This window comes from Larkinella sp. (assembly GCF_965227735.1).
Classification (GTDB): domain Bacteria; phylum Bacteroidota; class Bacteroidia; order Cytophagales; family Spirosomataceae; genus Larkinella.
The window spans coordinates 1,195,864-1,215,408 of the sequence record NZ_OZ245776.1; the positions used below are offsets into that span (position 1 = coordinate 1,195,864).

Annotated in this window: 18 protein-coding genes and 1 tRNA gene; 9 read left to right on the top strand and 10 right to left on the bottom strand. The window is 53.5% G+C overall.

The features are described 5' to 3' along the window. The first annotated feature begins 173 nt into the window (after positions 1-173). The 4 genes from rpoN (at position 174) to ACO064_RS04770 (ending at position 3,434) form a co-directional block, all read left to right on the top strand. Complete coding sequence (rpoN, locus tag ACO064_RS04755) at positions 174-1,628, top strand: RNA polymerase factor sigma-54 (protein WP_421826251.1); 1,455 nt, start codon at positions 174-176, stop codon at positions 1,626-1,628. Positions 1,629-1,747: 119 nt separating this feature from the next. Further along, the gene (locus tag ACO064_RS04760) at positions 1,748-2,386 is read left to right on the top strand and encodes a hypothetical protein (protein WP_421826252.1); all 639 of its coding nucleotides are present in this window, start codon (positions 1,748-1,750) and stop codon (positions 2,384-2,386) included. Between the two features lie 106 nt (positions 2,387-2,492). Beyond that, on the top strand, positions 2,493-3,287 hold the full coding sequence (locus ACO064_RS04765; protein ID WP_421826253.1) for an enoyl-CoA hydratase/isomerase family protein: 795 nt from the start codon (positions 2,493-2,495) through the stop codon (positions 3,285-3,287). A gap of 73 nt (positions 3,288-3,360) precedes the next feature. Then, a tRNA-Arg gene (locus tag ACO064_RS04770) sits at positions 3,361-3,434 on the top strand. Positions 3,435-3,614: 180 nt separating this feature from the next. Here the strand turns inward: ACO064_RS04770 and ACO064_RS04775 are convergent. Continuing rightward, complete coding sequence (locus ACO064_RS04775) at positions 3,615-3,983, bottom strand: hypothetical protein (RefSeq protein ID WP_421826254.1); 369 nt, start codon at positions 3,981-3,983, stop codon at positions 3,615-3,617. 42 nt (positions 3,984-4,025) lie between these two features. On the opposite strand from ACO064_RS04775, the gene ACO064_RS04780 reads away from it, so the two are divergent. Continuing rightward, positions 4,026-5,180 (top strand): zinc-dependent alcohol dehydrogenase, encoded by a 1,155-nt coding sequence (locus tag ACO064_RS04780; RefSeq protein WP_421826255.1) that lies wholly within the window; start codon positions 4,026-4,028, stop codon positions 5,178-5,180. Between the two features lie 11 nt (positions 5,181-5,191). Further along, the gene (locus ACO064_RS04785; protein WP_421826256.1) at positions 5,192-5,695 is read left to right on the top strand and encodes a hypothetical protein; all 504 of its coding nucleotides are present in this window, start codon (positions 5,192-5,194) and stop codon (positions 5,693-5,695) included. A gap of 347 nt (positions 5,696-6,042) precedes the next feature. Here the strand turns inward: ACO064_RS04785 and ACO064_RS04790 are convergent, their stop codons facing one another. The 3 genes from ACO064_RS04790 to ACO064_RS04800 form a co-directional block, all read right to left on the bottom strand. Beyond that, a complete protein-coding gene (locus ACO064_RS04790) occupies positions 6,043-6,837 on the bottom strand; it encodes a hypothetical protein (RefSeq protein WP_421826257.1) in 795 nt (264 codons plus the stop codon). Between the two features lie 122 nt (positions 6,838-6,959). Then, complete coding sequence (locus ACO064_RS04795) at positions 6,960-8,276, bottom strand: family 1 glycosylhydrolase (protein ID WP_421826258.1); 1,317 nt, start codon at positions 8,274-8,276, stop codon at positions 6,960-6,962. Next, positions 8,273-9,334: a glycosyltransferase family 1 protein gene (locus ACO064_RS04800; RefSeq protein WP_421826259.1), complete on the bottom strand. Its 1,062-nt coding sequence runs from the start codon at positions 9,332-9,334 to the stop codon at positions 8,273-8,275. The genes ACO064_RS04795 and ACO064_RS04800 overlap by 4 nt, the downstream gene beginning before the upstream one ends. Positions 9,335-9,830: 496 nt before the next feature. Here ACO064_RS04800 and ACO064_RS04805 point away from each other — a divergent pair, with 496 nt between their 5' ends. Continuing rightward, complete coding sequence (locus ACO064_RS04805; protein WP_421826260.1) at positions 9,831-11,096, top strand: sensor histidine kinase; 1,266 nt, start codon at positions 9,831-9,833, stop codon at positions 11,094-11,096. A 189-nt stretch (positions 11,097-11,285) separates the two neighbouring features. Here ACO064_RS04805 and ACO064_RS04810 read toward each other — a convergent pair whose 3' ends face one another. The 6 genes from ACO064_RS04810 to ACO064_RS04835 form a co-directional block, all read right to left on the bottom strand. Beyond that, positions 11,286-11,519, bottom strand: a complete 234-nt coding sequence (locus tag ACO064_RS04810) for a hypothetical protein (protein WP_421826261.1) — start codon at positions 11,517-11,519, stop codon at positions 11,286-11,288. 200 nt (positions 11,520-11,719) lie between these two features. Next, a complete protein-coding gene (locus tag ACO064_RS04815) occupies positions 11,720-12,847 on the bottom strand; it encodes a glycosidase (protein WP_421826262.1) in 1,128 nt (375 codons plus the stop codon). 12 nt (positions 12,848-12,859) lie between these two features. Next, complete coding sequence (locus tag ACO064_RS04820) at positions 12,860-13,615, bottom strand: SDR family oxidoreductase (RefSeq protein ID WP_421826263.1); 756 nt, start codon at positions 13,613-13,615, stop codon at positions 12,860-12,862. Between the two features lie 44 nt (positions 13,616-13,659). Further along, the gene (locus ACO064_RS04825; RefSeq protein WP_421826264.1) at positions 13,660-15,942 is read right to left on the bottom strand and encodes a hypothetical protein; all 2,283 of its coding nucleotides are present in this window, start codon (positions 15,940-15,942) and stop codon (positions 13,660-13,662) included. Positions 15,943-15,975: 33 nt separating this feature from the next. After that, entirely contained in the window at positions 15,976-16,143 is a 168-nt protein-coding gene (locus tag ACO064_RS04830) for a hypothetical protein (protein WP_421826265.1), read from the bottom strand. Between the two features lie 51 nt (positions 16,144-16,194). Next, a complete protein-coding gene (locus ACO064_RS04835; RefSeq protein WP_421826266.1) occupies positions 16,195-16,812 on the bottom strand; it encodes a cysteine hydrolase family protein in 618 nt (205 codons plus the stop codon). A 484-nt stretch (positions 16,813-17,296) separates the two neighbouring features. On the opposite strand from ACO064_RS04835, the gene ACO064_RS04840 reads away from it, so the two are divergent. Both ACO064_RS04840 and ACO064_RS04845 read left to right on the top strand, forming a co-directional pair. Beyond that, positions 17,297-18,499, top strand: coding sequence for a parallel beta-helix domain-containing protein (locus tag ACO064_RS04840; protein WP_421826267.1), 1,203 nt, complete (start codon positions 17,297-17,299; stop codon positions 18,497-18,499). Between the two features lie 3 nt (positions 18,500-18,502). Next, positions 18,503-19,540: an SO2930 family diheme c-type cytochrome gene (locus tag ACO064_RS04845; RefSeq protein ID WP_421826268.1), complete on the top strand. Its 1,038-nt coding sequence runs from the start codon at positions 18,503-18,505 to the stop codon at positions 19,538-19,540. Positions 19,541-19,545: the final 5 nt, after the last annotated feature.

Sequence of the window (19,545 nt, forward strand, 5' to 3'; positions counted from 1 at the left end):
CGCTTACTAGAAATTTCAATATCCAACCACCTGATTGTCAGACATGCTATCTGATTACTGCAAAATTAAGTAGGACGTAAAACATTTTTTTTTAAAATTGGTCTGGAATTTGATAGGCGCGACCACGAGTACCCGAGTCAGGAATTTGTGGTCTCCGAATATAGTATGTGATTATGCAAAGACTCAGCCTTACCCAATCTCTTCAGCAAAAGCTGTCTCCGCAACAGATTCAGTTTATAAAACTGTTGCAGATTCCGACGGCCGAACTGGAAACCCGTGTTGAAGAAGAACTGGAAATCAACCCGGCACTGGAAGAAGGGCCCGATACCGAATTTGAGGAAACCAACAACGACGACCCGTTTTCGGATGACTACGACGATGATTACAAGGAACGCAATGACGAGGTCGATCTGGGAAGTTATCTGAACGAAGATGACTACAACGGGTATAAAATGCAGGGCGACGGGAATTATTCCGAAGAAGACCGTGAAATGCCGGTGGCAAACCGCTCGACGCTCACCGACACCCTCATGCAGCAGTTTGGGTACCTGAACCTCGACGAACGGCAGGAGATCATTGGCATGCAGCTCATTGGCAGCATCGAAAACGACGGTTACATCCGGCGGTCGATGCAGGCCATTGTGAACGACCTGGCGTTTTCGCACAGCATCTTTACCGACACGGACGAACTGGAAACGGTTTTGAAACGGATTCAGACCTTCGATCCGCCGGGCATTGCCGCCCGCTCGCTCCAGGAATGCCTGTTGCTGCAATTGCACCGCAAAGACACCGGCGACCCGGCCGTTCCGCTGGCCATCCGGATCATCGAAGACCTCTTCGAAGAGTTTTCCAAGAAGCACTACGACAAGATCCAGAAACGACTGAACATCAGCGAAGAGCAGCTTAAAAAAGTCATTCAGATTATTACCAAACTGAATCCGAAACCGGGGTCGGTCGAGGGCGAAGACGGCGCGGTGCAATACCTGATTCCGGATTTTATTCTCTCCAACAACGCCGGCAAAATCGAGCTGACGCTCAACTCCCGGAATGCCCCCGAACTCCGCATCAGCCGGTCGTTTGCCGAAATGCTGGATACGTACGAGAAAAGTGACAAAAATAACCGGTCGCTGAAAGAAACCGTGTCATTTGTCAAGCAGAAGCTCGATGCCGCCAAGTGGTTTATCGACGCCATCAAACAACGGCAGGCTACGCTGCTGAAAACGATGAACGCCATCGTGAAATTTCAGTATGATTTTTTTCTGGAAGGCGACGAAACCAAGCTTCGCCCGATGATTCTGAAGGACATCGCCAACCTCATCGACATGGACGTTTCGACGGTTTCGCGGGTGGCCAACAGCAAGGCCGTTCAAACGGAATTTGGCATTTACCCGCTCAAATATTTTTTCTCGGAAGGCATCGCAACCGATTCGGGCGAAGACGTCAGCAGCCGCGAAGTGAAGAACATTCTGAAGGAATTTATCGACCACGAGCCCAAAGGCAATCCCCTTTCGGATGATAAACTCGAAAAAATGCTGAATGAACGCGGTTATAACATTGCCCGGCGAACCGTTGCCAAATACCGCGAACAATTGAATATACCGGTAGCCCGGTTGCGGAAACAATTGTGAGTATTTTCAGTTTTTGGGTTTTACAAAGTCGATGCGCTCAAATCGCCAGGCTTTGTTAATTTTGCGAAATGATTGACGAGCAACGGTTGGCCGAAGACCGAAAACCGAATACTGAAACGTTGAATACGACGCTTGCCCGGGCTTTATCGGCGGTTTTTCATCCGCTGCTGATGCCCACGATTCTGTTCAGCATCCTGCTGTTTGTCGTGCCGGGAGCGCTGGGTGTCAGCACGTTTGGCACTCCACTCAAACTAAGCCTGTTGCTGTTGATCGCCATCAGCACTTTTTTTGTTCCGGCTTTCCTGATTTATTTTCTTTACCGAACGGGCTACGTCCGCAGCCTGCACATGAACGAGCTGCACGACCGCCGGTTGCCGTATTTCATGACGGCCCTGCTCTACACCACCGCGACCTTGCTGTTCGCCTTCCGGCTGCCCCAACTCTCGGACATGGCACCCGAAATCGGCATCGTGCTGGGGAGCATCACGGTGTCGGTGACGCTCGTCGGCCTGATCAGTTTGTTCTGGAAAATCAGCGCCCACAGTGTCGGCATCAGCGGCATGGTGGGGGCTTTGCTCGGTATGGCCATCAAATCCGGTGAACTCACGCTGCTCTATCCACTGCTGGCCCTCATCATTCTGGCGGGACTTCTGGCCAGCGCCCGGCTGCACCTGAATGCCCACACCCCCCCGCAAATTGCCGCCGGTATGGGCCTGGGGCTGGTCGTGAGCCTGGCGACGGTGCTGTGGCTGGTTTAAAACTGGTTGTCGGTTTTCGGTTTTCAGTTTTCGGTGGCTGACGCAAGCTGCCCCGAATGCGTCAGCCACCGAAAACCAAATACCGTATACCGAAAACTTAAAAAATATGTACGAACACCTTCTTTTCTCCGTTTCGGACGGCATTGGCCGGATCACCCTCAACCGACCGCAGGTTCACAACGCGCTCAACCCGGCGCTGATTCAGGAAATCACGCGTGCGGTGGAAGCCGCCGGAGCCGATGAGGCTGTGCGGGTGGTGGTGCTGACCGGTGCGGGCGACAAAGCGTTTTGTTCTGGGGCAGATTTGAAGGAAGCGGCTGGTCAGCTCCAAAACGAAGGCGGTTTTTCGATGGGCGACCTCCTGCGCGCAACCTATCACCCGATGGTTCGGGCCATTCGGAACCTTCCCAAACCGGTGATTTGCCGGCTCAACGGTGTGGCCGCCGGCGCGGGCTGCTCGCTGGCGCTGGCTTGTGATATAGTCATTGCGACGAATGAATCGTATGTATCGCTGCTGTTTGTCGGCATCGGTCTGATGCCCGACGCTGGCTCGACGTTCTTTCTTCCGCGCCTGTTGGGGTCTCAAAAAGCGTTTGAATTGTGCAGCACGGGACGACGGGTTTATGGCCCGGAAGCCGCGCAACTCGGCCTGGTAACGCGCTCGGTTCCGGCGACGGAACTGGATGCGGTGGTGGCCGAAACCGCCGGGTATTACGCGACGGCTCCCACACAAGCCATCGGTTTAATGAAATTAGCGTTGAATCAATCCGTTCACACCGATCTGGAGACGCAACTGGAGCAAGAAGCTCAGTATCAGAACCAACTGGGTCAGTCGCACGATGCGACCGAAGGTATTCTGGCGTTTCTGCAAAAGCGGAAACCGGTTTTTACGGGCAAATAAGCAATAAATTTCCGGCTGGCTTTTTGAATCTTATCTTTTTTATCTTACTTTTGCAGTCCCAACACGGGAATAAGCATTCGTAGCTCAATTGGATAGAGCACCTGACTACGGATCAGGAGGTTTGGGGTTCGAATCCCTACGAGTGCACACTGACAATCAGCCACTTACGAGATAAAACTTGTTAGTGGCTTTTTTATTTAATGCACTGTTTGATACACAATTTATTTGGCAGTCTGGGCATTCATAGGTTTGATGATGGTATTTTGAACTTACCCAACGGACACACCTTACTCTCTATCCAATTAGAATGGCACTTTCAATCCCATCTTATTGAGCCAATTCGTTGAATTCCCTCAACCGGTCCCACAGCGAATCGATGTCCACCACCTGCACACCCGAACGAAATGGGTAGCTTCCGGCTGAGGGCGTTACCAACAGGATGGGCAATTGGCCCAAATCTTCCTGAGCCACCGATGTCCCCGCTTCAGGGTCGGAGAATTCGACAGCTTTACTTCCACCGCTACTACCGGATGGTTGCCCCGAACCATACCAGATCCCGTTCAGCACCTTGCTGCGTATGATAAAAACAAGGCTGAATAGCGTCCTGGCTGAAGGATGGAAAACATCCCGATAAATCTCGCCAGGGGCCGAATGCTCACTAAATAAAGTCCCTGCTGTTTTGAGGTTGTTATCCATTCGGAAGCCAGTTTCAAAAACACAAACGTAAAAGCGATTGCTATGCTAGCCATGAATTACCGCGGCCCGCAACGGGTACGCGTCAGCCACAAACCCATGCCCGAAATCAAGCATCCCGAAGATGCGATTGTGCGGGTGACCCGCTCCTGTATCTGCGGTTCTGATTTGCACCTCTACAATGGCAATGTGCCGGATACGCGGGTCGGCATGACCTTCGGACACGAATTTATCGGCATTGTCGAAGAAATTGGTTCGGAAGTACACAAGGTAAAAGTCGGTGATCAGGTTCTGGTTCCGTTCAACATTGCCTGTGGCAAGTGCCATTTTTGCCGGCAGGGGTTGTTTGGAAATTGCCATGAATCGAACACACAGGCGACCGCAGTGGGCGGCATTTTTGGCTATTCACACACCGGCGGTGGATACGACGGCGGACAGGCTGAATTTGTCCGGGTTCCCTATGCCAATGTAGGGCCGACCATCATTCCACCGGGCATGGACCCGGAGGATGCCGTCATGCTGACCGACGTGGTGCCAACGGGTTACCAGGCTGCCGAAATGGGCGGTATTCAGCCCGGCGATACGGTGGTTGTTTTTGGTGCCGGTCCGGTGGGAATCATGGCCGCCCGCTGTTGCTGGCTGTTTGGAGCCGGTCGGGTCATTGTTCTCGACCAATACGAATACCGGCTCGAGTTCGTTCGAAACTACGCCAATTGTGAAGTCTACAATTTTAAAGAAATGGACGATCCGGTCGTGTTCATCAAGAAAATCACCGACTGGATGGGGGCCGACGTGGTAATCGATGCGGTTGGTGCTGAAGCCGCCGGAAGTGCCCTGCAAACCATCACGGGGCGAAAAACGCTGCTACAGGCGGGTTCGGCTACGGCCTTGCACTGGGCCATTAATTCCGTCAAAAAAGGCGGTATTGTTTCCATCGTGGGCGTCTATGGCCCCACAGACAACCTGGTTCCGATCGGCAATGTCGTTAACAAAGGACTAACGCTGCGGGCCAATCAGGCTTCGGTCAAGCGGTTGTTGCCGCGGCTTATCGAGCACGTCCAGAATGGGGTTTTAAACCCCAAAGCCCTGATCACCCACCGCATCCCGCTGGAAGAAGCCGCCGATGCATATCGCCTGTTTTCCGACAAGCTCGACAATTGCATCAAACCCGTTCTTATTCCACCTTCAGCCAGAATGTAACGAGCAATCTTATGAAAAATCCCAACAAAGAGGTATCTGCAATCGCCAAAAACTATTCGCATATCAACGGCTGGGGCATCGATGCCGATCCGAAAAACAACCCGACCTATCCGATAAAACACCGGACCAATGATGAACAATCGGGCTATAGCTGGGAACGGCCCACGCAGCAACCGGTGGACGTGGAAGTGTTGTGTTCCATCGAACGGCCCACCATCAGTGCGGTTTTCGGTACGTCGGCACCACCGTCCGGATTGAGTGGCGCCATCCGCCGGTATGCCTTCAAATACAGTGAGTCCGAATACGGTCACTGGCTCCCGCTGCTGCTGGCCGACCGCGTTAATATGGTAGAGGGCATCATCGATGATTTCAAACGGGGGCATGTTCCCAATATTTTTGCCGAAAGAGGCTGGAAAGCGGAGTGGAAACATGACCCGCAGGGACTAACCAGGAAAGTACTCATCGGAACAGCGGTCACCGTGGCGGTTTTTATGTTTTTCCGAAGAAAGAACTAACAAGCTGTTAGAGTTAACCGGGGAGAGCCCTGGAAGGGCGGTCTGTCAATAATCAATAGTATCCATTAGCTCGTGGTAGCTCCGGAGGAGCGGTCTGAAGATGTTTTTAGACCGCTCCTCCGGAGCTACCACGAGCTAATGGATACTATTGATTATTGACAGGACAGGCCTCCGGCCTTCATTCAAACAACTTCTAAGAAAACCGCTACGGTGTCTACTAAAAAACGGTGCCAACCGGTTGCGGCCCGGTGGTTTTCCCGATTTTAAACCGTGGGGTTCATCGATGTTTTGAAGTAATTCGACCAGTATTTAAAAACCGGACGATTCAAGGGCAATTGCGGGCAGAATCAATAGATTGGGGCTTCTCCCTGGTTCGCTTCGTCGTCCACCTGCCTGGTCAGCAACGCGCCAAGTTTGGTGGCATTCAGGCTATCCATTTTCGCCGTCGGGCCGTGGCTGACCGTGATATGAAAAACGTGTTGCAGATTCAGGATGTGCAGCGTTCTGCTTTTTGCATCCCATACGGCTTTTTCCCACACACCCGCTACGGGCTGCGGTCCGGCTTGCTGTTCGTCACTATCTTTCAATTGAGCAGATGCCAATTGACCCGGAGCCGCGTGGACCTGAATCGAATCGTTCGGAGCACCCGCTACGGCGCTGTTTCCGGCCGACGAATTAGTTCCTGCTCCGCCAACCGGACTTTCAGCACCAGTTCCCTGGGGTTCAGGGCCCGTATACGGTTGTTGAGGGCCGCGACGATCCAGGGCTTCGGGTTGATACAGGCGGTTAAAATAATAATCGGCATGAAAAACCGACTCAAACGGACGGTCGGTGGTGGTGGAAAGAACCACCAGCTTTTTATTGTTCAGGACGACTTCACAGGTACTCTCGGTTTCCTTCCAGATCAGGGGCACGGCTTCCTCCAGATTGAACATGGATTTGAGCGACGCTTCACCGATGTAATAACACGGCATGTTGTATTTGTAGTACTCGCTCAACAGCCGGGTGCCACTCACCTGGCGCCCTAGTATATTCGAAGCATGACGCGCCCCACCACCACTATCGATATCGGCGGTGCCGGAACTCCCTCCCCCACAGGCCAGCAGCCCCAGGAGGGAAATTGAAATCCAATAGCTTTTCATGGATACCTTGTTTACATAAAAGTTGTTACCGTTACCCTGAGAACGGGATTATTGCCGCAACAAAACAGACAGACCCGGCTTTAGTGAAACTGCGCCGGGCAGAGGTTGATGAAATTCATCTTTTAAAATGAGGTTTCGGCCCGGCGCAGCCACCAGCCCAGACCGGGGGGAACCAGTTTGCCGGGATTCTGTCCTGTAGCCAGTCGTTGTATCAAACGGGCTAAAGGGGTCGTTCGCAAAGGTCCCGATTGCACATCGAAAGCCCCCGGTTCATACTGATCTTCCTGGCGGGTCAACAGGCAATGCCAGTCGTAGGAACCGAAAAGAGCCCAGGCGGTTACTGCCCGTACGTCAACGCCGGTTTTGCGCACTTCCTCGGTTTGCTGCCAGACATCCAGAAGCCAGCGCATCTGCTCATCGACCGTGCAACCCAAATGAGCTTCGGTAACGGCGATGGGAATTCCATAGCGTTCCCAAGCCTGCTTCAACAAGCCATTCAAGCCAATGCGCAGCTCCGGTGCCGCCCGAACCACCTCCGTGTCCACATACCGGTGTCGGCCATTACCGCCCCACAGCTGAGCCGGATAGCACCAGAACTGCTCATCCAGGTATCGCTCACTGGTAATATAATGGTTAACCCCAATCAGGGAAGGCGGACTTGGGTTATCACTAAAAAAGGCCAGATCTTTCTGGTCAATGCCCACCCAGCGGAAATAATCCCAGAGCGGATGCTGCTCCGTAACGCGTCCGCAGAGTAAATCCCAGGTTAGCCACCGGCGATGATTTTCCCATTCCGCCTGATAGGTTAACCGGAGCGTACCATGCACCTGCCCCAGATCATCGGTTTGGATGAGTTGGGCATCCGGCCTCACTTGCCGGATTTGCTGCATACTCAAAACCGTAGCCTTGCATTGTCGGAGCAAAATTTCAGCAAACACCCGGTCATTGGTTTTATGCGGAAACCAGTGACCGTTCAAACCCGAGAAGCGGGCTGTCGTCAACGGTTCGTTTACGGGCGTATAGGCATCGACCCAGGGATAGCGCTCCGCTACCTGCCGGGCATAGCGGGGCAATTGCTGCTCAAAATTTGGCCCGGTAAAGGTGGCATAGCGCGGACCACAGCCGTGGTGGACCAGCCCAACGATGGGCCGGATCTGGAGTTGCTGCAACATCCCCAGGCGCTCATCCGCCCATCGCCAATCCGGCTGGTCGACCCGTTCAGAGGCCGTACGCTCCCAAAGTATCGGGTATCGCAGGGTTTTCAGGCCCAATTCAGCGAGTCGAATCAGGTCATCCGAACGGTGATGATGCCCGTTACGCAGAAGCTGATCCTGGTAGCAATCGCCCACCCGGTTAACGGTACACTCGATTCCGCCCCAGAGTGCTAACGGCCGCAGCACCGACAGATTCGGTGCTGCGGATCCGGTTTGCGCACTCATAGGGACAGGTGAATGGTCGGCGAAACCGCTTCATTGGATCTTGATTGCCCGGCCAACAGGCCCAACATCGCATGCCAGGTCCGCTGCCAGGATTGTTGCCGTAACTGGAGATCGACGCCCGCCCAGTCAGGTTTGGGATGATTTTGCAGGATTCTGTCAATCGCTTCTTCAAACGCCAGCACAGAATCGGCAATCTGAACGGGACTGCAGCCACCGTAAGTAGTGACCACATCCCGAATGGGTGTTGAAACAACCGGGAGACCACCGGCCAGATACTCCGGTGTTTTCGTCGGGCTAATGAAACGGGTGGATTCATTGAGCGCAAAGGGCAGCATTCCGATCTCCCAGTTGCTAAAATACGCCGGTAACTCGTCGTATGATTTCATACCGAGGTAATGCAGATTCGGAGCCTGAGGCAGGGTAGCCGGATCAATTTTAACGACCGGCCCCAACAGGATGAACTGCCAGATGGGCTGACGCTGAGCAAGTTCCCTTAAAAGAGACAGATCAACCCGCTCGTCAATCACACCACTGTAACCAATGCGCGGATGCGCCAGCTCCTGTTGATCGATTGGATCAGGCAAGCCCTGACGGGCTTTGGCAAAGTGAGAAAAGTCGACACTGCTGGGAAAGGCGTGGACGGATGGATGGAGCTTCTTCTTGGCTTCGAATAAGCTATAACCGCCCGTAAAGACCAGATCAGCCCGTTGTAACAACTCCTTTTCCCGTTCCCGAAGCTGGGGCGAAGCCCCCTGAAAGGCTGACAGTTCATCCATGCAGTCATAAAGCGTAACCCGGGGCTGCAGATGATTGGTAAAAGCCAGGGCCATTGGTGTATAATACCACATACCGTAATCCGTGATCCCGTATTGCATCAGCAAACCGCTCAACCACCGCCGTTGCTGATCGGTTTCCGCTTCAGGCCCGGTAGTCGGTAACAAATGAGGAGTAAGGATATGAAGCTGTGGCGTAATCGAACGGACTTCGAGCCATTCGTGATCATCTCTGACGGGTTCCTCCCAAAACCAGACCCGAAAGTGTTGACTTGCCCGACTCAAAAGGTGCTGAGGGCGTTGATAGACAAAATTCCAACGCAGATGCGAAAAACAAAGTAAATCCTGTATCGGATAAACGGATGGGATGGATTGTTCCTGTTGTGATACTGCTAATTTGGTCAAAGGTTCGGAACCCGCCTGGAGTTCGGCAATTGTTGGATGAATAGACATAGTGTGATGATATAAAGACCATTGATAAACCTTGGCGCTCCATGCATGTACTGGATTCGTTGGCAGGAAACGCGGTTCACTTACTCAACCCGCTTCCACACGGGTGCGCCTTTTTCGCGGCCTCACTAGTGAGGAAATGGTCCCAAAGCTGATCCTCGCCATTATCATTACCACCCTTGCCAAATAAAATTTTAAACCATACGCTTCCTTACGGTGTTTACCCCACAACCGCAATGCCTTATCGTACTCTTCGCCTGGTCGCCCAGTAGGGATGTCTCACTTCCGGAACGAACCGTCCAACCGGATGTTGAACCATAACGAAACCCGTATGGAGTCCCAGGCTTTTAATCCCCTTCAATCGCTGATTGATTTGTCAGCCTATTTAGCAGCCCGTCGGGAAGCGGTTTTAAACAACTGGCAGACCGCTTGTCAAACCGATCCGACGTTCAATACGACGGCCAAACTGAGCCGCGAGGAATTTAACAACAAGGTTCCTGCGATGATCAATGTATTTGAACGGCGGCTACGCCAACAACCGCTGGAAGGCGATGTGGAGTTGCTGGCCGAAGAACACGGCTTACACCGCTGGCAGAAGGGCTACGTTTTGCACGAACTGCTGGGCGAAGTTCAGCACCTGAACTGGATTTTGCTGGAAGAACACCGGCAGTATTGGCTCCTGAATCCGATAGCCTTCCCCGAAGCGATTGTCCAATCGTATGAGCATCTGGCCTGGTTTACTACGCTGTGTATGAAAGGCAGCATCGAGCAGTACACCGAATTGCAGCGTATTGCCGCCAGCAGCCGGGCACAAACACTGGAAAAAACCCTGGCGAAACTCAATAAGCTCATGCGCCAGCGGGGCGATCTGCTGCGTACGACTTCTCATGATCTGCGCGGCAGTTTCGGGGTAATTCAAGGTTCTGCTTCGTTTTTGGAGCTAATGGATGTCGATGAATCCGAACGTAAAGAGCTGGTTGCCATGCTTAATCGCAACCTAACGACCGTCCGGAATATGGTCGTTCAACTCATGGATCTGGCCCGGCTGGAGGCCGGTCAGGAACCGGTTGTCATCAAAGCTTTCAACGCCGGCGAATTGCTGCATTCGTTTGTGACCTGCTATCAACCCCTGGCCCAGGAAAAGGGACTGGTACTGAAAGCAGATGGCCCTACAGAGCTACTGGTTGAAAGCGATCCCATACAGGTACAGCGCATCGTACAGAATCTGGTGCTGAACGCCCTGAAGCACACCGAATCGGGCTGGGTGTCGGTCTCCTGGTCTCATGAGGATCAGTACCACTGGATGATCAGTATCCAGGATTCGGGGCCTGGTTTATCCTACCAACAAGCGAATGCAGCGGCCCAGCTATTGTCGCCCGATTTGGAATCGACAGCGTCTACAGGCTTGGTCAATCCGCCGGCCGACGCCCGGAAAGTGACCGCGGTTCAAACCTCCAAAGCGGAACTGGGGGAAGGGATTGGCCTTTCAATTGTCAAAAAATTGTGTGAGTTGCTGGGAGCCAGCCTGGAAATCGAAACCAGGGCGGGCTGGGGAACCTTGTTCCGGATCCGCCTGCCGGTTTGTTCAAAACCCTGATCGCTGCGGTACTTGCAGCCTTCAGCATCGACTAACAACCGTTTACGGTTCAACTACCAGAACCGTACCCTGAGCCAGACTTTTACTTTTTTTCCGGTACATGATCCAGTTGCGTATACCAGTGAGCGGTTGTTTTTAAGTGAATTGAAAAGGAAGTTTTTTGACCCGGTGGTTTTGGATTGGCTCTGGTCAATCTATGATTTTAGAATGGGCCAAACTGTATAAGAATACCAGCCCAAAACCGACCGCCAGCATGGAGTGAAAAACCAGCATACTATACTGGTGAAAATAAAATCCCAGGCCAATTCCGAACAGAAAATAAACCATCAGGATGCCTTCGGAAAGGATCAGCCAGTTGATGGCCGGGTTCAGATCGAGGTGCACGTATTGGTTGGTACGCCAGTTTTCGCCAACGGCATTCACATTTCATAAACACTTCCATTTGCCCCTCCTCCATTCAACCACTCCGGAAGAACCTCAAGGCCTGTACTTTGTTTGCTGCTGAAAAATAGGGTTATCACAGGCACCCGGTTATTTGACACATCGCTCCGCCCGGTGGGAAAAGTGGGGCCGTTTTTTGAGCTATCTTGTGGCCGGTCTTCCTTCCAATGCTTCTCCCGGAGTTAATTCAACCTCAGGATTGGTTTGGGAATGTGGGTAATCCGACACGCCAGATCGCATTCACCCGAAGCGACTATATACTGATTACCCGCATCAATGATGCCCGTCGTAAAAACCACATCGGAAAGGTAGAGCTGGTCTTTCAACGGCCCGGTCAGATCCGGATTCGCTTCCAGAATGGGCGTACGGTCTTCCCAATGCAGGATTTTTCGCGGATCGGCAGCATCCAGCAAGGCCCAGAAGGTGCGGTAAACGCCCACCAGTTCCCTCAGTTCGACTCCGTGGTAGAGCAACAGCCAGCCCTGATCGGTCAGAATGGGCTGGGTTCCACCCCCGATTTTCAGGGTCGAAGCGGAGCCTTTCCGGGCGCGGATCAACGGCTCTTCCACCGGTTTCCAATGCAACCCATCGGGCGACGACGCCAGGTTGATCGATGGGCCGGGATAATAGGCACTGTCCGGGCGGGCGGCAAAATACAAATCACCCAGTGGTCGGGTAAGGGCAAAAAACCGTCCGTCAATCTTGCCTTCAAAAAAAACCATGTCTTTGTTCTGATGGTCGAGAAGGATGCCCTGCAACGCATAATTCAGACCATCGGTCGAGGTATACAACGTAGTCGAATGGCGTTCTGAACTGACCGAACAGGTCGTCATGTAATACGTACCCTCAATTTTTGTAATCCGGGCATCTTCAATACCATATTCCTGGTAAGACCGCTCGGGGGCAATAGTTTTGTCGTAATGCACCGTCACAACGCGGGTTCCGTCGGGCGTCAGTTCAACGGGCAGCAGCCACGACAGGGAGGTCAGCGCCATGACTTTGCAGGGATGTCCGAGCACCTGAAACTTGCGCGGATCGGCGGCATTGACACTCGCCAGCGGGTAACTATCCAGCACATATCCTTTTGCCGCATCCCAGCGAATCGCGTGGATCTGTTCCCCGATGATGGGCTGGTTGAGCGCTTCGGCAACCCGGATCATCATCAGCAGATTGCCGTTGGGCAGGCGGGTAAGCCCGGGATTGAACGCCCCCAGAACGTAGGTATCCGCCTGGATGGTCCGACGCAAAGGGGAATACTGCAGATCGACATCGTTGGGCGAAAAGACGAGAAGATCGGTTGAAAATGCCATGGGATCGAGCGGTTAAATCCGTTGAAGATGCGGGCGAATCTGAATGGAAACCACATCACACCGCAGCGGTTGCGTCAGGATGTAGTGTACGCAAACCGCAATATCTTCCGCCCGCAGCATTTCGCCTTTTTCCTGGTTCGCCCGCTCCTCCTCCGGGGTAGTTGCCTGCATGTCCGACCCCACCGCGCCCGGTTCGACCAGGCTAACTTTGACCCCGTCGCCGTTGACTTCTTTGCGCAGGCTCTCGGCAAAGCCCTGGATGGCCGACTTGGTTGCCACGTATACCGAACTGCCTTCTTCGCGCACATCGGCGCTCATCGACCCGACCAGCACAATATGTCCCCGTTTTTGCGGCTGCATACGCCCAAGGGCTTCTTTGGTGGTGGCCAGATAACCGACCAGATTGGTTTCGATCACGTACCGCCAGTCCGCATCGTCCATCGCGCTGAGGCCTTCTGCGCCCAGGGCCGCACAGTTGATGAGGATATCCAAACCGCCCAGCTTCGCATCGACCTGTTGAAAAAACCGCCGGACATCCTCGGCTTTGGCACTGTCGGCCACGATGCCATCGGCCTGACCTCCGGCATTTCGAATGGCAGTCAGGGCTTCGTCGAGTTGCTGCTGATGCCGCCCGAACGTAACGATTCGGGCGCCGTATGAACCCAGTAAGATGGCGATGGCCCGGCCGATTCCGGTCGTGCCGCCCGTGATGACAATTCGTTTCCCGTTCAGCGATTCGACGGCCGTGTGTGCGTTTGCCTGCTCCATAACGTTCGTTTGTAGGGGTAATTTTTGAATAAATGAATAGGTGTTCAGTCCTTATTGCCCGGCCTCCATTCCACCCGAAGCCGTTGATTTCCCTGGACCCGGTACTCAGAATACTGACCCGTTTTTTCGACTGGTTTGAGGGCTGAACCGCCCGGATTATCCTCGTCAAAGAGTTGCACGGTTGGCAGCTTCCGGTTTTTGGGCAACAACCGAACCCGGCACTGGCTGTCGGCCGTACCCGCCAGACGGATCACGGCGTAGCCGCTGTGTTTGTCCGAAAGCTGGTATTCAGCCTGGTAAATGGGATAGTCTGAAAAAACCACGACGGGCATATCGGCAAAGGCCTTGTAGGCATAGGTGGTCAGAATATACGCCAGCGCGCCCCCGTACACTTCCTGACCGACTTCACCGGCCTGTTTCCAGCCGGTCGAAATATCCTCCAGGGGCATGGGCAGATCCCGAATGATCCGCCCCTCACGGGGTTGCTCACAAACCATCTCCGCTGGCAATTCCGACGGATAATAATACCGCCCCCGGTGCAGGAGGTATTTCATGTATTCTGAAAACAACAGACGGATCGAATCAGGTACATCCCGACCGACCTCCTTGAGGTAATTCAGCATGGTAGCAAGAATTTCGGCTTCTTCGTAAGCGGCCAGATAGGGGGCATTTTTCAATGGCGCCACGCCCATAAACGTGCTGCGGGCCTGCCCAAAACCAAAATTGCACTCCCACATCCACAGGCTCGCGATCACGTTGGCAATGCCCAGTCGGCTCAGATCGAAATACAGCCGGTTTCCGGTGATCTTCCAGAGTTTGGCCAGCGTCAGCGAACTCATGATGGTGATGTTCGTCTGGTACAGCAGTTCAAACCCTTTCCCCCGCAGCCGGTCGGCCGAGGCTATGGCTTCCTGCAGGTAACGGGGTTCCCGGGTTAGTTCGTAAGCCTGAAGCATTACGTGGGTATACAACCCGGCCACATCCAGTTCGCCCCCTTTCCCTTCATCCGTTTCGGCCTTGACAATTTCCAGCGTCCGAATGTCGTAAAAAACCGGCCAGTCATACGTAAACGCATGAGCGGCTTTGATCGCAAATTCCAGCGAACGAAACAACAGCGCTTTGGCTTCGGTATCGCCCTTCTCGGCCAGCCGCCCCAGATTCATCAAGGTGTGCAGCAGATACCAGGAGTCGATTTTATTGGCATCCTGTTCCTCATTGCGGTTTTCGTCTTTAAAGGATTCTCCTGGTAACCACCGCATGATGACTTCATGGTGGTCATCATAGAATGACGGTAAATTCTTTTGGAGCTGTTCAGCCAGGGAAACCGGTTTTCCAAGCCATTCCTTATACTCCCGAAGCGGCACCAGAATGGCCAGTTGCACCATGCTTTCGGGCGGTTTCCGGGTCGCATCGACGTAGGCGTTGAGGTAGTACTGCTTCTGAATCCGGCGTCCGCAGTGCGGGGATTCGGTCAGGGCCTGAATCGTCCGTTCAGCGATCTTGGGCCAATCAAAATAAGCGGTTTCGGGTTTGGGCAGGTGTTTGTAAAGGCAGGCCATGGCCTCCAGAAACTGGTCGGCGGCTTCAAATTCGCTCTGCGGAACCGATTCACGTTGATAAATGAAAGCATCCGATAGCACAACCTCCTTGCCGGCTTCCAACGGTTTTTCAGAAGATGGCAGGGCAAAACCGGCTTCCGGCCACTGTACATTGACCGTATCAGATGGTTCGGTCTGGGTGGCCTGGCAGTAGTCGTTGAGCGCCGTCAGGTTCTGAAAGTATAAAATTGACCCTTCCGCAGGCTGGGTAGTAGACAGATAGGTCAATCCGGCGGTCGGTCCGTGCTGCGTAACATACACCATTCCCCCGGTTGTCAAGGGGTCATAATCGGTATCCAACAGATACAGATCCCGGGGAAAAGCCTGGACGGTGAAAGGCTTTTCTGGTTTCAATGAGGTGGTATAACGCAGCAGGGGTTCATCCGAAAGCGGTCGTTCAATCACCACCCGGAACGTTCCCAGAGCGCCCTGCACCCGGTATTCGACCCCCGTTTCCGTCGTCCGAAGTTGTTTATAGCCCTGAATTCCCTGCGGATCGAAGCAGGTGCGAATGGCCAGTTTACCCCCCTTCCCCCATGCTATGATCAGCCAGAGGGAGTTGGTCGTCAGTCCGATTTTGAGCGAGCCCGATTTAAAGGGCAAAGGAACGGCAGCCCAGCGGGTAGCCTGTTTAAGTTGCTGGCCCAGCCCATTGACCCACTGGGAGGTTTCTTCCGTTTCTGTAAAGGGTTGCCAATAGGTGGGGCTGTTGTAGGGTTTCGTTTGCATGGTTTTCTTCAGGTTTAAGCCTGCTTTTCCACTCTAACCCTTATACGTCAAACCGGCCTGCTTTTTAACCAAAAAGTAAGGGAACGGGGCTTTTCCGGCATTCATCGGCGCACCGGCGGCAGGCTTCCGCACATTGGTCGCAACCAGACAGGCCTGGTAAGCTTCAAGACAGGATTGATACGGATGTTGGTTCGTCATCATGTGAGTGATTTATATGAATTTACAGTACAAACAGAACCGGGTCCAGCCTTCTTACCCGGCCGCAGACAAGACCTTTCGACTTAAGGATTCCAAATCGAGCCGGGATGAAGGCGTGGTATCGGCTCCCAGAACCCGTTCCATATACGTCAGGGCCATTTTGGTGTGGGCCGTTGTATCGGACGCCAGGCAATCGCCCGGAACGCTCAGGCTAAACTCCCGCATGTAGGCATCTTTGGCCGAAAAAAGAACGCAGATATCCGCACTGATACCGGTTAAAATCAAGTGCCTGACATGCAGGTACTCCAGTAACGTGTCCAGGGTGGTGGCAAAAAAAGCGGAATGCTTGGGCTTCAGTACAAAATAGTCATCGGAGGCCGGATACAGCAGTTCGACCAGCGGCTGACCCCGCACGCCATCTTTCAGACAATGCTCCACCACTTCTTTAAAATCGGATCGCCAGCGGCCAAAATTGTCATTGACGTAAATAACCGGAATAGTCAAATCCCTGGATCGCTGTTTCAGGGCCGCAATCTGTTTGGCCGCCTTTACAGACGGTTTTAAAAACCGCTCCCCATCCGGAAATTCCAGGTCATTGATCATGTCGATAATCAACAGCGCTACGGGGAACTGATCCGGAACATTGCCGTGTAAATCTTCACTTTTGTTCATAGTATGCATTCAAAAAAAGGCTTCGGTTAGCCCGAAGGAATTGCCTCAAAACCAATCGAATTGGGGACGAAATTCAACACCTTCGTTCGCAAAAACGGTATCTGCGCTGGCGATTTAGCCTTTGAACCTGAAAAAGTCAGCATTGTTTCTGAAAATTAGAATCGTTTCCTGCACATAAAACCGGCACAATCCAGACGAGAATTCCATAACCAGAAGCGTCACTCCGATTGGGCATTGGTCTCGGGGTTTGCCAAAGCGATTTCCCCTGGATCATCGGCATGCAGAATTCAGGCTCGGATTTGCTGTTCAGAAAATCGATTTGTCGAACGAATCGGCACCTGGCAATCGTCCGAAAGCCCGCTGCAGGTTGATTTTACACCAGTAAAAATTTGCAAGTCACTCATCTTTAGGGTAGTTTTAGGCACATCCACCACACCCGTTGATCAGGGTGGATCGACATTCGCTTACTCCTAACTCTTCCCTGATGAAACCGGCCTTATTGTTGCTGACTACCTGGCTGTATGCTTCTGCATTATACGCCCAGTCAGACGTTCAGAAACGCTACCAGACAAAATTGATCATGGCCGATGACGGCAGTACCATCGAGCTGGATGCGGGCCACTTCACCTTCACCGGTAGTCTGTCACTCCAGGACAAAAAACGCATCGTCATTCGCGGTAAAGGCATCGACAAAACCGTGCTCAGCTTCAAAGGCCAGACCGACGGTGCCGAGGGCCTGCGCGTATCGGACAGTGAAAATATCGTCATTGAAAATTTGACCGTTCAGGATAGCAAAGGCGATGGTATCAAAACCATGAATGTCAAAGGCATTACCTTCCGCAACGTCAAAGTCGAGTGGACGGGACCTCCCAAGTCGACCAATGGCGGCTACGGGCTGTATCCGGTTCAGTGCGACAACGTGGTGATTGAGGGTTGCACGGCCATTGGGGCCTCCGACGCGGGGATCTACGTGGGTCAGTCGCGCGGGATTGTCGTTAAAAACAGTAAAGCGTACCACAACGTGGCCGGCATCGAAATCGAAAACTCGCGCGACGCCGACGTCTTCGACAACGAAGCCTATGAGAATACGGGCGGTATTCTGGTATTCGACTTGCCCGATCTGGTTCAGAAACAAGGGGGAAACGTGCGTGTATTCAATAACCATGTACACGACAACAACCTGCCGAATTTTGCTCCCGAAGGCAACATCGTCGCTACCGTCTCTGCCGGAACGGGCCTGCTCATTCTGGCGGCCAACGGGGTTGAGGTGTTCAACAACCGGTTTATCCGCAACCAAAGCACGGGTACAGGCATCATTAGTTACTTGTTTACCCAACGGCCCATTACCGACAAAGCTTACTACCCCTTCCCGACGGCTATTTCCATTCACGACAACGTCTACGAACGGAACCCCGGCCCGGCTAATGCCCGCAAAGAGCTTTTTGCGTTAATTCTAAAAACAGGGTCTGAAATTCCCCATATTCTCTACGACGGTATTACCGATCCGGCCACGCTGGACAAAAATGGGCAGCCCCTTCCCGAGCGTCGCATTTGCATTCGTAACAATAAAAACCAAAGCCTGATCGCCCTGGATGCCGGTCAGGGCTTCAAAAACATGTCCCGCGATGCCGCCCCATTTAACTGCCAGTTGCCACCACTCAAGGTTCCGGCCCTCAACGCCCGCTAACCAATGCGCACGTACCTGATTGCAGCCGGGCTTCTGGCCCTGTGGCTGACGCTGGTTAGTTGGCAAACGGCAACGGTTCCCGAAAAGCTATCGGACTACGGCTTTTTTACCGGCGATCCTGCCCACCAGCGACCGGCCGCCGGGGTAGTACCCTACGCGTTGAACACGCCTTTGTTCTCGGATTACGCCGAAAAACTCCGGTTCGTTCAACTCCCGCCGGGTCAGTCGGTGACGTACAACGATACGGCGGTACTCCATTTTCCGGTTGGCACCACGCTGATCAAAACCTTTTACTACCCGCAGGACTTCCGTCATCCGGACAAAGGACGTCAGTTGCTGGAAACACGGTTGCTGATTCATCAACCCAACGGTTGGAAAGCACTGGTGTACGTGTGGAACCCCGAACAGACCGACGCCTGGCTGGAAGTGGCCGGTGATACCAAAACCGTTCAGTACGTGGATGCGCAAGGAACCGCCCGTCAGCACGCGTACGGGATTCCCAACCTGAACCAGTGCAAAGGGTGCCACAACCGCCAGGAAGTGCTGACTCCCATCGGTCCGTCGGTGCGCCAACTCAACGGTGATCTGGCGTATGCAGGGGCAGAAAAAAAAGAAAATCAACTCCGGCACTGGCAGCGTAGCGGGATGCTAACAGGCCTGCCCGCACTGGCAGACTGTCCCAAAACACCCGTGTGGGACCAGCCGGAAACCGGTTCGCTCAACGACCGGGCGCGGGCCTGGCTCGACATCAACTGCGCCCACTGCCACAACCCGCAGGGCCCGGCCATGACGTCGGGGTTAAACCTGAGCGTCGGCGAAACCAACCCCACGGCGTTGGGAATTATGAAAACGCCGGTTGCCGCGGGTCACGGGTCGGGCGGTCATGCCTTCGACATCGTACCGGGCAAACCCGAGGCTTCGATTCTGATCTACCGCCTGTATTCAACGGACCCCGGGGATCGAATGCCCGAACTGGGTCGAAAAACGGTGCATACCGAAAGTCTGGAACTGCTTCGGGCATGGATCAAAGCGATGAAATAAGCTCA

Bases quoted from the DNA above. Each gene is read 5' to 3' on its own strand.
- rpoN (WP_421826251.1), top strand. From the start codon at position 174: ATGCAAAGACTCAGCCTTACCCAATCTCTTCAGCAAAAGCTGTCTCCG.
- ACO064_RS04765 (WP_421826253.1), top strand. From the start codon at position 2,493: ATGTACGAACACCTTCTTTTCTCCGTTTCGGACGGCATTGGCCGGATC.
- ACO064_RS04775 (WP_421826254.1), bottom strand. From the start codon at position 3,983: ATGGATAACAACCTCAAAACAGCAGGGACTTTATTTAGTGAGCATTCG.
- ACO064_RS04780 (WP_421826255.1), top strand. From the start codon at position 4,026: ATGCTAGCCATGAATTACCGCGGCCCGCAACGGGTACGCGTCAGCCAC.
- ACO064_RS04785 (WP_421826256.1), top strand. From the start codon at position 5,192: ATGAAAAATCCCAACAAAGAGGTATCTGCAATCGCCAAAAACTATTCG.
- ACO064_RS04790 (WP_421826257.1), bottom strand. From the start codon at position 6,837: ATGAAAAGCTATTGGATTTCAATTTCCCTCCTGGGGCTGCTGGCCTGT.
- ACO064_RS04795 (WP_421826258.1), bottom strand. From the start codon at position 8,276: ATGAGTGCGCAAACCGGATCCGCAGCACCGAATCTGTCGGTGCTGCGG.
- ACO064_RS04805 (WP_421826260.1), top strand. From the start codon at position 9,831: ATGGAGTCCCAGGCTTTTAATCCCCTTCAATCGCTGATTGATTTGTCA.
- ACO064_RS04815 (WP_421826262.1), bottom strand. From the start codon at position 12,847: ATGGCATTTTCAACCGATCTTCTCGTCTTTTCGCCCAACGATGTCGAT.
- ACO064_RS04820 (WP_421826263.1), bottom strand. From the start codon at position 13,615: ATGGAGCAGGCAAACGCACACACGGCCGTCGAATCGCTGAACGGGAAA.
- ACO064_RS04825 (WP_421826264.1), bottom strand. From the start codon at position 15,942: ATGCAAACGAAACCCTACAACAGCCCCACCTATTGGCAACCCTTTACA.
- ACO064_RS04830 (WP_421826265.1), bottom strand. From the start codon at position 16,143: ATGATGACGAACCAACATCCGTATCAATCCTGTCTTGAAGCTTACCAG.
- ACO064_RS04835 (WP_421826266.1), bottom strand. From the start codon at position 16,812: ATGAACAAAAGTGAAGATTTACACGGCAATGTTCCGGATCAGTTCCCC.
- ACO064_RS04840 (WP_421826267.1), top strand. From the start codon at position 17,297: ATGAAACCGGCCTTATTGTTGCTGACTACCTGGCTGTATGCTTCTGCA.
- ACO064_RS04845 (WP_421826268.1), top strand. From the start codon at position 18,503: ATGCGCACGTACCTGATTGCAGCCGGGCTTCTGGCCCTGTGGCTGACG.